We start from the raw sequence: 14,825 nt of genomic DNA, 5'->3' as shown, positions 1-14,825 counted from the left end.
AGTCTAGGCAAGTTTTAATACCTTAGAAAGTGCGGTAAAAAATCGATTATTTTCTTCAGGTAAACCAATGCTTATGCGCAAATGATTCGGCATTCCATACCCAGCAATTGGGCGAACAATTACGCCTTCATGTAATAATGCATCATAAATTGGGGCTGCAGGTTGTTTGAAATCAATGGTTATAAAATTTCCTTTTGAGGGAATATATTCCAATTGATTTTTTTGACAAAAGTCTTCGTAACGTCGCATTTCTACTTGATTATTTTCAGATACTTTTTCAACAAATTCATCGTCATTCATTACGGCAACCGCAGCGGTTAATGCCAAAGAATTACAGTTAAATGGTTGTCGAACTCGATTTAATAAATCTGCTATTTCAGGATTAGATACCGCATAACCAATACGTAAACCTGCTAAACCATAGGCTTTAGAAAGAGTGCGTGAAACAATTAAATTTGAATATTTTTTTAATAATCGGAAGGAGTCCACTCGTTCTTCAGATCTGGTAAATTCAGTGTAGGCTTCATCTAATACCACGATTACGTTTTGGGGAACTTTTGCTAAAAAATCTTCAATTTCTTGTGTTGTTAAAAAATTACCCGTTGGATTATTGGGATTTGCAATGTAAATTAGCTTTGTTTTATCAGAAAGTGCGGTCAAAAATCCTTGTAAATCGTGCCCCCAATTTTTAGCTGGAATTTCTTTTGCAACTGCATTGATTGCTTTAGTTACTAAAGGATAAACAATAAAGGCATATTGTGAATAAATGATTTCATCGCCTTCGCTTGAGAAAGTGTGAGCAAAAAGTTCTAATAAATCATTTGAGCCATTTCCGAGCGTAATTTGATTTGGTTGAACACCAAATTTTTTTGCGATAGTTTGTTTTAGTTCAAAGCCATTCGCATCTGGATAACGAGTCAGTTTATCTAATTGTTCGATAATTGCTTTTTTTGCACTTTCTGGAAAACCAAATGGGTTTTCGTTTGAGGCAAGTTTAACGATATTGGAAATACCAAGTTCTCGTTCTAATTCTTCAGTGGGTTTTCCTGCTTGATAAGGGGATAAGGATTTTACGCCACGATTGGCAATGTTGATGTACTGCATAGTGTTATTTGAAAATATTGATGTGGATTAGGATGAATTTTCAAGTAAATTTGGGCGTAGTAAATACGCCCATTGAAAATGTTCTTTAACTATTGAGGAAGATTTTCAGCTTCAAATTTTTTCATAAATGAAATGAGTGCCTCAACGCCTTCTTGTGGCATAGCATTATAGATAGATGCTCGCATTCCACCTAAAACCTTGTGACCTTTCAAGGCTTGTAAGCCCGCAGCAGTAGATTCTGCGACAAATTTTGCATCTAATTCAGCATTGCCAGTGATAAAAGTGACATTCATTGTTGAGCGGTTTTCTTTTGCTACCACATTGCGGTAAAGTTTGCTCGAATCAATATAATCATAAAGGGTTTGTGCTTTTAATTCATTACGTTTTGCGATCACTTCTAAGCCACCCATCTCTTTAAGATGTTTAAATACGAGGGAACATAAATACCAAGCAAATGTTGGTGGTGTATTGATCATTGAGTCTGCATCACGTTGAGTTGCATAATTCCAAATAGATGGGGTTTCTTTACGTGCATTACCGATTAAATCATCACGAATAATGACTAATGTAATGCCCGCAGGACCAAGATTTTTTTGCGCACCTGCATAAATTACACCAAATTTACTGATATCGATTTGGCGTGAAAGAATATTTGAAGACATATCTGCGACCAATACGGCATCGCCCACATTTGGTACATCAAAAATCTCTACACCACTGATGGTTTCATTTGGGCAATAATGAATGTAGTCATATTGATCAGCGATATGGCTAAAATCAAGATTGGTAATTCGAGTTTGTTCGCCATTTTCTACAATAGTGATTTCATCAATTTCTGCAAAATTTCTTGCTTCTTTTGCCGCTGTAGCTGACCAATGCCCACTGTTTAAATAAAGGGCTTTGCCTTTTTTACCGATCAAGTTCATCGGAATTGCTGCAAATTGACCGCGAGCACCGCCTTGTAAGAAAAGTACGCGATAGTTATCAGGAATATTGTAAACCTCACGTAGATCTTTTTCTGCTTGTGCAATAAGTTCCATGAAATATTTACCGCGGTGGCTCACCTCCATCACAGATACGCCTTGATTGAGCCAGTTTGTCAGTTCACCTTGTGCTTTTTGTAGTACTTCTGGAAAAATCATCGCTGGGCCAGCGCTAAAATTAAAGACTTGTGACATTGTGTTTCCTTATTTTTGTAGACAGTTGAATCTGTTTTATCACTACAAAAGCAGAGAATCAAACGCTTTTTTGGTAAATAAAAAATTTTTTTGAGCTGACTCACAAAATTTACTTTCAGCTTTTGACGAATTACCAAAAAAAGGCTACATTACCGCCATCAATTTTCTTACTAAAAGAGAGTCATTATGGAAACTGTAAACAAGCAATCTTTCCAAGATGTTTTGGAATACGTGCGTATGTATCGTTCGAAAAACAAAATTAAGCGCGACATGGAAGACAATAATCGTAAAATCCGTGACAATCAAAAACGCGTATTATTGTTAGATAACTTAAATCAATACATTCGTGATGATATGACCATCGAAGAGGTGCGCGGAATTATTGAAAGTATGCATGATGACTATGAAGGTCGTGTCGATGATTATACGATTCGCAATGCGGAGCTTTCTACGCAACGTCGAGAGATCAGTGCGAAAATGAAAAGTCAGAAAAAAGCGCATGCGGAATTGTTGAAAAATTCTGAAAAATAATTGTAATAAAATAGCCGGCTGAATCAGTCGGCTTATTTTTATAAGCCATTCATTGCATTAATGATTTTAATTTCATCGAAATTGCCAATATCTTCTAGGAATATTGTACGTTCTTGAATTTTCCCCTCTTGTAATAATTTTTCTCGTTGTGTGCCTAAAAGCAATGGCGTGTCTGATGTGTACCATTTTTTTCCTTGACGGAAAATTAAATTACCAATTGAACAATCTGTCACTTTTCCATTTTTGATAATCATAATTTCATCATAAGTGCCTCGTTGATCAAATAATGTATTAATTAAACTGCGATCAGAATATTTCAAGCTATATTCGATGTCATCACAAATTACAGATTGAAAAGTGCGGTAAATTTTTCGATGGTATTCAAAATATTGAATTTGTGTGGTTTCGGCATTGTAATCAATACGGCAGCGAACTAATCGATTTTGTAAATTTTCAGGTAGTTGAATAAGGGAAAAAAGATTAAAAATTTTTACCGCACTTTTGCCATAATATTCACGCAAACTACGTTCATATCTCGCTTGGTGTAAATCGATATTTTTAATTTCCCCCTTTTCAATGCAAAGGGTTTCAAATAAAGGGAACATTAAAGTATTCCTGTTAGTTATTGACTAGGGTAAGCATAATGCAACCGATTTTGGGGCGGTAGTTAGAAATACCCCAAAGGGGAATATGCGTAACCGTGGGTACACTTACCCACGGTATAACAGATTTTTATATCGCGTAAGTTTCTGAAATAGGCAAATAGACTTTTTCTAACAATTCTTCATATTCATCTTGCACATTGCTATGAATGGTAATTCCACCTCCACTATGAAAATAAAATTTTTCATCTACTTGAGAAATAAATCGAATTGCCACCGCACTTTGTAGTGTTTTGCCATCAAATATGCCAAAAATTCCCGTGTAATAACCGCGTTTTTGTTTTTCTGCTTGCTGAATAATTTGTGTGGTTTTTTCTTTTGGTGCGCCGCTAATAGACCCAGCAGGCAACAGTTTCTCTAAAATATCCCCAATTTGATTTTGCCAGTTTTCATTCAATTTTCCGTAAATTTCAGAACTGGTTTGCAGTATTTCGCCTTTTTGTGTCTTGATGCGATCGATATAACGAAATTTTTTCACCTGAATGTTTTCTGCCACCATAGATAAATCATTACGCATTAAATCAACAATTGTGTAATGCTCGCGTTGTTCTTTTTCATTTGTGAGTAACTGATTTTCTGCATCGGGTAGGGTGGCATTAATTGTCCCTTTCATTGGATAAGTAAAAATGCTGTTGTCATGAATATTGACAAAACATTCTGGTGAGAAGCAAACAAATTGATCTTGTAACCACAATTTATAAGGTGCATTGGTTTGATGAAAAATTTGTTCAAGTGAAATATTTCCTGAAATTTCAGTGGGGTAGGTGAGATTCAATAAATAAGAGTTGCCTTTTTGCAATTCACTTTGAACAAGTTCAAAACCTTGTTGATAACGCGAGAAGGGCATTGGATGTTTGGTAAAATTAAGAGGGAGAGGTTGTGGAGAAATTGTGCAATTTCTTTTCCCTAAAATATCAAAATAAATGCCTTGTTGTACAGAATTTTCGAGAGGACAAATCAATGGTTTTTCTTTTTCAAAATCAATCAGAAAGAAAAATGGCGTGCGTTGTTTGCCATAATGATTAGCCTGTTCAATAAAATGTTGCATTGTGATTTGTGTCATTTAGCGTAGAATTGCCCGATTATAACGAATGCCGAGCGGTTATGAAATTACTCATCATTAATAATCACGATTCTTTTACTTTTAACTTGGTGGATTTAATTCGAAAATTAAATGTGCCTTATGATGTTTTAAACGTGGAAGATTTAAAGGAAAGTACAGCGGAAAAATATAGTCATATATTGATTTCACCAGGGCCTGATGTGCCATGTGCTTATCCACAACTTTTTTCCATGTTGGAAAAATATTATCAGCAGAAATCTATTTTAGGTGTGTGTTTAGGGCATCAAACCTTATGTGAATTTTTTGGTGGTACATTGTATAACTTAGAGAAAGTCCGTCATGGCCAGAAACGAATTTTAAAAGTGCGGTCAAATTCTCCATTATTTTTTAGCCTTCCAAGCGAATTTAATATAGGGCTATATCATTCTTGGGGCGTACAGGAAGAAGATTTTCCTTACAGCCTAGAAATCACAGCATTTTGTGATGAAGGCGTGGTAATGGCTATGCAGCATAAATCTTTACCAATTTATGGGGTTCAATTTCATCCTGAGTCTTATATGTCAGACTTTGGTGAGCAAATTTTGCGTAATTGGTTGGCTATTCCTACGATGATAAATCAATAATAGCGCTTGCTTATTAAGCTAAAATACGTATTATAGACGTCTATACGTCAATACATCCAAATTTAAAAGAAAAAGAGAGAAAATATGTCTAGCTATTTATTTACATCTGAATCAGTCTCTGAAGGGCATCCAGATAAAATTGCCGATCAAATTTCTGATGCGGTACTTGATGAAATCCTAAAACAAGATCCAAAAGCACGAGTCGCTTGTGAGACCTACGTAAAAACCGGTATGGCATTAGTTGGTGGCGAAATTACAACATCAGCATGGGTCGATATTGAGAATTTAACGCGTAAAGTGATTTGTGATATTGGTTATGAACATTCTGAAATGGGTTTTGATGGCCATTCTTGTGCGGTGCTTAATGCGATTGGTAAACAATCTGCAGATATTAATCAAGGCGTTGATCGTGAAAATCCATTAGATCAAGGTGCAGGCGACCAAGGTATTATGTTTGGTTATGCCACCAATGAAACAGATGTATTAATGCCAGCAGCCATTACTTATGCACATCGCTTAATGGAAAAACAAGCTGAAGTGCGTAAAAGCGGTAAATTAGCATGGTTACGCCCAGATGCGAAAAGCCAAGTCACGTTAAAATATGAAGATAATAAAATTGTTGGTGTGGATGCGGTTGTGCTTTCTACTCAACATTCTGAAGAAGTTAGCCAAAAAGATTTACACGAAGGTGTGATGGAAGAAATTATCAAACCTGTATTACCAAGTGAATGGCTTTCTAAAGAAACAAAATTCTTCATTAACCCGACTGGTCGTTTTGTTATTGGTGGGCCAATGGGCGATTGTGGTTTAACAGGTCGTAAAATTATCGTAGATACTTACGGTGGTGCCGCTCGTCACGGTGGTGGCGCATTCTCAGGAAAAGATCCATCTAAAGTAGATCGTTCCGCTGCTTATGCTGCACGTTATGTCGCAAAAAATATTGTGGCAGCTGGTTTGGCAGATCGTTGTGAAATCCAACTTTCTTATGCGATTGGTGTGGCTGATCCAACATCTATTATGGTCGAAACCTTTGGAACTGGAAAAGTTGCAAATGAATTATTAGTGTCATTAGTTCGTGAATTTTTTGATTTACGTCCTTATGGCTTAATTAAAATGTTAGATTTAATTCAACCAATCTATCGTGAAACGGCAGCTTATGGTCATTTCGGTCGTGAGCAATTCCCTTGGGAAAAAGTGGATCGTGCAGCAGAATTACGTATTGCGGCAGGTTTAAAATAATAGGCTTGAATTTTTAGTTTGAAAGGCTTATATTGGAAAGGCAACAAGGTTACTTGCTGCCTTGACTGATAAGTGTTACCAAGCTGGCGAGCTATACAGTAACACAATAAATATGATGACGATTATAAAGATAATTTTCATCAATTTTGTCTCCCAATCAGTGTTAAAACAAACTGATCGAGATGATTGCATTACCTGACCCCCCAGTCAGGTAATGACAACACCTGACCAGCCACTGATCATTCTATCATATAAAAGCCGCTTATCTAGCGGTTTTTGCTTTTACCTATGACATCAATATCATTCATTCCATTCCGTCACTTAAAAATGCAAGTGCAACGTAAATTGAATCAGTCTTTGCTGCTTGCAGAAGCTTATTTTAAGCGAAAATTTACAATGCCTGAGGTAAATTATGATTTACGTGGTATAAAGGCAGGCGTGGCTTATCTGCAAAAAAATCAAATAAAATTTAACCGCACTTTGTTATTAGAAAATGCAGATGAATTTATTCGACAAGTCGTGCCACACGAGCTTGCGCATTTGATTGTGTATCAAATGTTTGGTCGCGTAAAACCACACGGGAAAGAGTGGCAGCTTGTAATGAATGAAATTTTTAAGCTTCCCGCAGACACTTGCCATCAATTTGATATAAAAAATGTGCAAGGTGAAACCTTTGAATATCGTTGTGCGTGCCAAACACATTTTCTAAGTATTCGCCGTCATAATAGAATAGTAAGAGAAAAGATTGAATATTTGTGTAAAAAATGTAAGGGAAAATTAATTTTTGTCGATGAAGACGAATAATTTTTGTGATATATTTTCCCAGTTTATTCAATAAATAAAAGGATTATCCAATGAAAAAATCTTTATTAGCAGTTATTGTTGGTGCATTTGCCTTTGCTTCTGTTGCAAATGCGAATATTTATGCTGAGGGCGATGTTGGTTTATCTCGAACCAAAGCAAATGGTAGTAACAATACAAGAGTTGAACCTCGTGTATCCGTGGGTTATAAAGTAGGAAATACACGCGTTGCGGCTGATTATACACATCACGGAAAAGTTGATGGCACAAAAATTCAAGGTTTAGGTACTTCGGTATTTTATGATTTTGATACAAATTCTAAAGTGCAACCTTATGTTGGTGCTCGTGTAGCGGCTAATCAATTTAAATACACCAACCGTGCAGAACAAGATTTTAAAAGTTCTTCAGAAATTAAGCTCGGCTATGGGGTTGTAGCAGGTGCGAAATATAAATTAGATGGTAATTGGTATGCAAATGGCGGTGTAGAGTATAACCGTCTAGGTAGTTTTGATAATACTAAAGTTAATAACTATGGCGCGAAAGTTGGCGTGGGTTACGGATTCTAATTTTTAGAATACAAAAATCTTTTTATAAAACACTTTAATTTAACGGTGATCGTTTAAAACAATCACCGTTATTTATTTTTGGATTATTTCAATAGGCTAAAACCCAAAACTTACCCCAGTTGCAGCACCCACACCGTTATTGGTATCCGCAGAGCCAGAAAGGCTAATTACCATATTTGGTTTAGGTGTATAACGAACCCCAACTGCAACGGCTGATTGTCCTCGATAAGTTCCTGCTGCAGCCCCAACGGTAAAGCGTTTTCCTTGCACTGGGTAAATTTGCCCCATTGCCATTGCTGCCGCAATACCAGCACGGTTTTCACGAGTGGTTTTTCGGATTTGTCGATTGATTTCGCCAGTCGCTTGATTCAATCCTTTGATTGCTGCACGAGTGAGATCAGTTTCATTGGCAGAAAGTCCATTTGAACCATTGTTACCATTTATACCGTGATTAGCGTTAGCTCCATTTTGTCCATTAGCACCGTCTTGACCTGCTGTACCATTTGAACCTTGGCTACCTGCAGAACCTGCATTACCTGTCGAACCTGAACCACCAGCTTGTCCATTTTGTCCGTTGGCTCCGCCTTGACCTGCCGAACCATTGTGACCTGCTGTACCATTTGAACCTTGGCTACCAGCAGAACCTGCATTACCTGTCGAGCCTGTGCCACCAGCTTGTCCATTTTGTCCATTAGCACCGCCTTGACCTGCTGCACCATCTTGACCTGCTGTACCATTTGAACCTTGACCACCTGCAGAACCTGCATTACCTGTCGAGCCTGTGCCACCAGCTTGTCCATTTTGTCCATTAGCACCGTCTTGACCTGTCGAACCATTGTGACCTGCTGCACCATTCGAACCTTGGCTACCCGCAGAACCTGCAGTACCTGTCGAGCCTGCGCCACCAGCTTGTCCATTAGCACCGCCTTGACCTGCTGCACCATTGTGACCTGCTGTACCATTTGAACCTTGGCTACCAGCAGAACCTGCATTACCTGCCGAACCTGTGCCACCAGCTTGTCCATTTTGTCCGTTAGCACCGTCTTGACCTGCTGTGTTGTGATTACCGTCTGTGCCATTATTAGGGGTTTGTGGTTTTTCTTTGACTGCATTGTCTGTTTCAGGTGCTTTTTCTGCCTGAATTAAATGGGCTTTGCCATCGTCGCCTGTTTTAGCATAAAGTTCTAAAGATTTACTCGGATCATCTTTATTAACTAAGGTTAAACGGTCAAATACTGGATTAGTTTTCATTGCAATGCGAATACCGTCATTGTCGTGATAAGTAATCAAGTTGCGACTGCTATACAAATCTGCTTTATAGCCAACACCACTCTCGCCTAAAATAGAGAGCGTTTCGCCCACGTGTTTGTAGAAGTTGTGGGTTTTATCCGTTCCAGCAAAACCTTGATTGTCAGAATTAACCGCAAAACGCAAGCCTGCCGATTTCAACTGTGCCAAGTTTACGGCATCAGTGTCTGCCGTCCCCGCTGCTACACCAGTAATTTGGCGGGTTAGATTGCGATAGCGATTTCCTACAGAAAATGCTCCCGTAGTGCCTCGCCATACTGAAACAATTTTATTTTGAGCTATTTGTTTTTCTTTTAGATTTCCTTCATCTGTAACAAGTTGAGCATCAAGTGCGGTCAGTTTTTTCTCAATTTCTTCGAGTTCTTTTTTAGTTTTCTCTGAATTGTTATTATTTGCCGTATCAGATGACATTGCTACTTCATTGTTAATGTTATGTTTGGTTTCCAATTCACTACGGCGAGCCTTTAACTTATTCAAATTTGCTTCAGCTGTTTCTTTAGCTTCTCTGGCTTTCTGTACATCTTCGGCTTTCGGTTTTTGATTGTTTGAACTTGTACTATTCATTTTGCTTTGCAATGTAGTATACGCAGTATTTCGAGAATTGAATGTATTGTTTGCAGCAGGAATTTCTCCCTCGATCAAATTCCGCAATTCTGATAACTCGCTGTATTTTTCTACATCCGTTTTAAATATCTCTTTTGCATTATTAATGTCAGTTTGCATAGCCTCTGATTTAGTTTTCAATTCTCCTTTTAGAATGTACTGATTATTAGCATCTATACCTGTATATTCGCCACTGAAATCAACACCCACCGAGTTTGCTCCTCGATCGGTAATAGAATGCGACCCAAGAGCAACACCACCATCAATAATTACTTGCGAATATGTACCAATAGAAACCGAATTGTCTGCGTGAGCGGTAGCAATTCGACCTATGGCTATGCCACTTTCTCTTTTCGCTACAGCAGACGAACCAATTGCTAAAGAATAATGCCCACGTGATTCAGCAGTAATACCAAAAGAAAGCGAATCAGCTCCTGATGCACGAGTGCCTGCACCAAATGCGATACTTTGATGTCCTACAGTTTGTGCAAGTGTGCCAAAGGCAATACTATTTTCAAATTGTTTGGCGTATTCAGGAAAAATAAGGCGATACTTTGATATTGCAATACGTTTAATACCTTCAGCTGAGTTTGCAATATATTCCGAGCCACCAATTTTTTCTGGATTTTCATCCACAGAAATTTTTTGTTCGCCCGGTTTTAACAACATTGTTAGCTTGCTAGGTTGCGTGCCACGCCCTGCATAAGCGCCATTACCAATAATAATATTTGTTGCTGTTCCCACATTATTGATAGCAGAATTAACCCCTATAGAAATACCATATTTTCCTTGACTGATTGCGTGATCCCCGATAGCGATTGCCCCATTTCCTGTACTAATAGATGCAAAACCCTGAGCTATCGCACGTTCAGCATAAGTTACCGAATTCAGTCCGATTGATATTCCACCTTCTTTTAAGGCTCTGGTACTACGACCGATAGCAACGGTATATTTACCAGATGCGTTTGATTGAGCTCCCAAGGCTAAAGCACTATCTTCTAACGCTGTTGCCCAAGGTCCTAACGTAACAGAATAGTTGCCACTTGCTTTTGTATCATAACCAATAGAAATAGCTTCTCCTTTAGATGCCGTAGCATTATGTCCTATTGCTATAGTATATGCCTCTGATGCCTTTGACTCTTCCCCAAATACTATTGCACGATTACCTGAAGCAGTGGAATTGATCCCTATTACCATAGCCCCTTGTCCAGTTGCAACGGTTCTATTACCAATAGCGATGTTTTCTTTCTGTGTTGCTGACGCATTTCCAATCGCAATAGTAGAAACATTGGATGATTTAGCATTATGTCCCAATGCCACAGCAGAGACATTAGAAGCTGTAGCATTATGCCCCAATGCCACAGCAGAGACATTAGAAGATGTGGCATTTACACCAATGGCGGTAGCTGTTTTATTTGAAGCATTAGCCCCTGATCCAATAGCAATTCCACCATCATCTGCTGCATTTGCATCTACTGAATTAGTGTTTACTGTTTTAACATTAACAACTTTGAGCAGCATATTAACTTTTGTCTTAAGTTCTTCATTTTGTTTTTTTATTTCTTCATATTGTTTTTTAATTTCTTCATTAGTAGGGCTAGAATTTGTATTATCCTCCGCCAACACCGCACCACTCACTAATGCCATACAAAGTGCGGTTAATTTTACGGATGTTTTTGCAGATTTTACCTTGCCTTTAGCAAGTTCAGAGACCACTTGAAAAACACCTGATGCCCGATTAAAAATAATTCTATAAATATGATTCATACTAACCTCGATTTGATTTTTCGTTTATGTTTACAATAAAAAAGACAAAGAAAACCCCAGCCGTGTTTTAAGGTTGAAAAACACAGCGAGACTAAAGAATAATGTTTTCTTTAAAATGAACTGGATTTGTGCGATGAAGTGCAGAAAAAAGACATCCACACAACACAGAAGAGATGTATCGCCTCAGCTTAAAAGGTGTTGTGCCTCTGGCGGAAAGTGCTAGTATTGTTTGTTTGTTTGTTTGTTTGTTTGTTTGTTTGTTTGTTTGTTTGTTTGTTTGTTTGTTTGTTTGTCATCACGTTTATCCTTTTTTGATTTTGAGATATATAAAATTAACGTGCTTTTAACAAATTACTATATACAACCTGTAGTAATTAATATTAAATGATCAGAGATTCGATTTCTCGCTCTAAAAGCGATAAATCAGTATCAAATCCGTGAGCCATAGCCATATACCAAGAATCTTTATTGACTTTTGTTAGGTCAATAGAATTACCATTTTTTTCAACTAAATCTTGTAAGAAAAGTCGTGTGATTCTACCATTTCCATCAAGAAAGGGATGAATAACATTAAATTCATTAATGAAATATGCAGCCTGATAAATAAAATTTTCTTTGATAGGAAAAATTAGATTTTCTAATCTTTTTGTAATCGTCTTATTATAGTAAGAATAAATATACTTAGGTGCACAAAAAATAGCATTTTTACCTCTCATTGTTTGGTAATCTCTTATTTTACCTGCCCATTCATAAATTTCATTGAATAAATGATAATGAAGTAATTGAATTTCTTGTAGAGAAAAAGACTGAAGTTTAGGTCGAGTCGGCATTTTTAATGAAACAATCATATCTTCATATTGAAGAAGTTTCGATTTGTCTTGAATGCTTAGTTTGTTCTTTAACGTGTTATTTGGATAAAAATATTTGTTAAAGATTTGTGTTTCAAATAATTGATAGTCTTCTCTCATTGGGCGAATAATTGTTTAACAAATAATAGTTCTTGTCGTTCAAATTCTTCATTGGTAATCGGTGCGCTAGCTCTTTCAAGCATAGTAGAAAATGCACTATCGCCCATATCTGCTCCTTCAATTTGATTGCTGACATGGGCTTCTTTTAGGGCTTTAATACGTTGTTCTATAATTTGCTCAAAATTCATTATTTTCCTCGCTAATACTATATTTTGGCAAAGTATAGCACAAGGCAAAGATGTGACGAAGTAGCTTTTACTTTTCAAATGAAAAAATCCCAACCTAGGTTGGGATTTAAAAATCACTAAAAATTTTACCGCACTTTATGCTTTGCTTACTTCAAAACGTTCAAATGCCAACACTTTTTTCTCTAATTTACGTAGTAATAAAGTCGCAATGCCTGTGATAATTAAATAGATACCACCCGCAATGCCGTAAATTGTGAGTGCATCATATTCTGTACCATAAAGTTGGCGTGCGTAGCCCATAATATCCATAATGGTAATGGTGGAAGCTAACGCCGTGCCTTTAAATACCAAAATAATTTCGTTACTGTAAGACGGCAATGCGCGTTTTAATGCGTAGGGAATTAAGATTTTGAGTGTCTGTAATCGGCTTAACCCTAACGCTGCGCAACTTTCCCATTGTCCTTTATGAATAGCTTTTACTGCGCCGTGAAATAATTGTGTGGAATAGGCCGCGCTGTTTAGTGCTAAAGCTAATGCGGCGCAGAACCACGCATTGGATAAGAAAAACCATAATGGGCTATCAATAATCCATTGGAATTGACCGGGTCCTGCATAAATTAAAAAGAACTGTACTAACAGTGGCGTGCCTGTGAATAAAGTAAGGTATAAATTGACCGCACTTTTTATCCATTTATTTTCCATTGAAAGTAAAAAAGTAAGAAATAAGGCTAAAAAGAAAGCAATCAGTAAGGATACGACTGTGAGTAGTAAACTCGTTGGGATCCCTTGTGCGATCACGCTTAAATATTCTTGAAACATTATTTCACGCCCCTTTCAAAACGAGTAAAACGCAGCTCTAATTTTCGAATACCAACTTGGCTAATTAATGTCACCGATAAATAAATTAACGCAGCAATACCGTACCAAGTAAAGGGTTGATGTGTATTGGTATTAATCAGATCCGCTTGGCGCATTAAATCATCTACGCCAATTAATGAAACCAATGCCGTATCTTTTAGTAATACAAGCCATTGATTGCTTAAACCTGGTAAGGCGTGACGCCATACTTGTGGCATAACAATGTGAATAAAGGTATAGCTTTTACTTAAGCCTAACGCTGCGCCAGACTCCCATTGACCTTTCGGGATAGCTTGAATTGCTCCGCGTAATGTTTGCGATGCATAAGCTGCAAAAATAAGAGAAAGCGCAAACACACCACAGCCAAATGCTCCAAATTCAATGTATTCTCCTGTCAGCATTTCTACTAATTCAGTAGAACCAAAATAGACAAGTAATACAACAAGAATTTCGGGTAAGCCACGCAATAAGGCAATGAGTATAGCCGCTGGTTTACCTACAAAACGATTTGCCTCAAGTACGGCAAAAATTAGGCTTAAAAATAAGCCTAAGATCAATGAACAGACCGCAAGCCCTAAAGTCATTAGGGCTGCGGTAAGCATTAAAGAAAGAAAATCATAACTCATAGATTATTTTGTCATCCATTTATCATAGATTTTTTGGTATTCACCATTTGCTTTAATTGCAGCTAAACCTTTGTTTAATTGTGCAGCCAAATCTTTGTTTGATTTGTGCATTGCAATACCTAAACCATTACCAAAATATTTTTTATTGGTCACTTTTTCGCCTACAAATTGAATTTCTGGCTCTTTGGAAATCATATCGGCGAGCACGGCGGTATCGCCAAAAATAATGTCAATCCGACCGCTCTTTAAGTCTAAAATGGCACTTTGTAAACTTGCATAGGATTTTGGACTATATTGCTTGGTTTCCGCTACGGTATATTGTTGGAATGTGGTGCCATTTTGAACACCGACATTTTTTGCACTTTCTAATGTCGCTTTGCCTTTAAGAGCAACATAGCTTGCAGTGCTATCGTAATATGCATCAGAGAATAAAACCTGTTTTGCACGAGCATCAGTAATATCAATAGCGGAAATTGAAGCATCAAAACGTTTTGCTTTTAAATTTGGAATTAACGCATCAAAGGCTTCCCCTTTGAATTTACAGGTTGCTTGAATCTCTTGACAAATTGCATTTGCCACATCCACATCAAACCCGATAATTTCGCCTTTTTCATTTGTGGTTTCAAATGGTGGATAGCTAGGTTCCATTGCAAACGTGAGTTCTTGTGCGCTTGCTGCTACGGATGCGCCTAATAAAATTGCAGTTAATAATGTTTTTTTCATCGTAAGCTCCTTATTTT

The 14,825-nt window shown here is 37.4% G+C and carries 15 protein-coding genes; 5 read left to right on the top strand and 10 right to left on the bottom strand.

Annotation, left to right across the window (positions count from 1 at the left end):
• Window positions 1-3: 3 nt before the first annotated feature.
• Both hisC and serC read right to left on the bottom strand, forming a co-directional pair.
• Window positions 4-1,104, bottom strand: a complete 1,101-nt coding sequence (gene hisC / locus DV424_RS04285) for a histidinol-phosphate transaminase (RefSeq protein ID WP_118859188.1) — start codon at window positions 1,102-1,104, stop codon at window positions 4-6.
• A gap of 89 nt (window positions 1,105-1,193) precedes the next feature.
• Window positions 1,194-2,282 (bottom strand): 3-phosphoserine/phosphohydroxythreonine transaminase, encoded by a 1,089-nt coding sequence (gene serC, locus DV424_RS04280; RefSeq protein WP_118859187.1) that lies wholly within the window; start codon window positions 2,280-2,282, stop codon window positions 1,194-1,196.
• 186 nt (window positions 2,283-2,468) lie between these two features.
• Here serC and DV424_RS04275 point away from each other — a divergent pair, with 186 nt between their 5' ends.
• Complete coding sequence (locus DV424_RS04275; protein ID WP_118859186.1) at window positions 2,469-2,813, top strand: DUF496 family protein; 345 nt, start codon at window positions 2,469-2,471, stop codon at window positions 2,811-2,813.
• Window positions 2,814-2,851: 38 nt separating this feature from the next.
• Here the strand turns inward: DV424_RS04275 and DV424_RS04270 are convergent, their stop codons facing one another.
• Window positions 2,852-3,418: an aminotransferase class IV family protein gene (locus tag DV424_RS04270; RefSeq protein WP_048951365.1), complete on the bottom strand. Its 567-nt coding sequence runs from the start codon at window positions 3,416-3,418 to the stop codon at window positions 2,852-2,854.
• A 127-nt stretch (window positions 3,419-3,545) separates the two neighbouring features.
• Window positions 3,546-4,538, bottom strand: a complete 993-nt coding sequence (locus DV424_RS04265) for an aminodeoxychorismate synthase component I (protein ID WP_118859185.1) — start codon at window positions 4,536-4,538, stop codon at window positions 3,546-3,548.
• 41 nt (window positions 4,539-4,579) lie between these two features.
• On the opposite strand from DV424_RS04265, the gene DV424_RS04260 reads away from it, so the two are divergent.
• From DV424_RS04260 to DV424_RS04245, 4 genes are all read left to right on the top strand, one after another.
• Window positions 4,580-5,161, top strand: coding sequence for an anthranilate synthase component II (locus DV424_RS04260; protein ID WP_118859184.1), 582 nt, complete (start codon window positions 4,580-4,582; stop codon window positions 5,159-5,161).
• Window positions 5,162-5,245: 84 nt separating this feature from the next.
• On the top strand, window positions 5,246-6,400 hold the full coding sequence (metK, locus tag DV424_RS04255) for a methionine adenosyltransferase (protein WP_118859183.1): 1,155 nt from the start codon (window positions 5,246-5,248) through the stop codon (window positions 6,398-6,400).
• Between the two features lie 288 nt (window positions 6,401-6,688).
• The gene (locus tag DV424_RS04250) at window positions 6,689-7,204 is read left to right on the top strand and encodes a SprT family zinc-dependent metalloprotease (RefSeq protein ID WP_118859182.1); all 516 of its coding nucleotides are present in this window, start codon (window positions 6,689-6,691) and stop codon (window positions 7,202-7,204) included.
• 50 nt (window positions 7,205-7,254) lie between these two features.
• Window positions 7,255-7,767: an opacity family porin gene (locus DV424_RS04245; RefSeq protein WP_105888184.1), complete on the top strand. Its 513-nt coding sequence runs from the start codon at window positions 7,255-7,257 to the stop codon at window positions 7,765-7,767.
• 96 nt (window positions 7,768-7,863) lie between these two features.
• On the opposite strand, the gene DV424_RS04240 is transcribed toward DV424_RS04245, so the two are convergent.
• From DV424_RS04240 to DV424_RS04215, 6 genes are all read right to left on the bottom strand, one after another.
• Window positions 7,864-11,445 (bottom strand): ESPR-type extended signal peptide-containing protein, encoded by a 3,582-nt coding sequence (locus DV424_RS04240; protein ID WP_118859181.1) that lies wholly within the window; start codon window positions 11,443-11,445, stop codon window positions 7,864-7,866.
• Window positions 11,446-11,825: 380 nt separating this feature from the next.
• Complete coding sequence (locus tag DV424_RS04235) at window positions 11,826-12,413, bottom strand: Fic/DOC family protein (protein WP_118859180.1); 588 nt, start codon at window positions 12,411-12,413, stop codon at window positions 11,826-11,828.
• Window positions 12,410-12,601 (bottom strand): hypothetical protein, encoded by a 192-nt coding sequence (locus tag DV424_RS04230; protein WP_105888186.1) that lies wholly within the window; start codon window positions 12,599-12,601, stop codon window positions 12,410-12,412. The genes DV424_RS04235 and DV424_RS04230 overlap by 4 nt, the downstream gene beginning before the upstream one ends.
• Window positions 12,602-12,736: 135 nt before the next feature.
• On the bottom strand, window positions 12,737-13,420 hold the full coding sequence (gene artM / locus DV424_RS04225) for an arginine ABC transporter permease ArtM (protein ID WP_114893364.1): 684 nt from the start codon (window positions 13,418-13,420) through the stop codon (window positions 12,737-12,739).
• Window positions 13,420-14,085, bottom strand: coding sequence for an arginine ABC transporter permease ArtQ (artQ, locus tag DV424_RS04220; RefSeq protein ID WP_118775153.1), 666 nt, complete (start codon window positions 14,083-14,085; stop codon window positions 13,420-13,422). The genes artM and artQ overlap by 1 nt, the downstream gene beginning before the upstream one ends.
• Before the next feature lie 3 nt (window positions 14,086-14,088).
• Window positions 14,089-14,808, bottom strand: coding sequence for a lysine/arginine/ornithine ABC transporter substrate-binding protein (locus DV424_RS04215; protein WP_118775152.1), 720 nt, complete (start codon window positions 14,806-14,808; stop codon window positions 14,089-14,091).
• Between the last annotated feature and the right edge of the window lie 17 nt (window positions 14,809-14,825).

It is taken from the genome of Haemophilus haemolyticus (assembly GCF_003493605.1).
Classification (GTDB): domain Bacteria; phylum Pseudomonadota; class Gammaproteobacteria; order Enterobacterales; family Pasteurellaceae; genus Haemophilus; species Haemophilus haemolyticus_J.
Note: the sequence above shows the minus strand (reverse complement) of the source record. Positions and strands in the feature narration are given on the sequence as shown.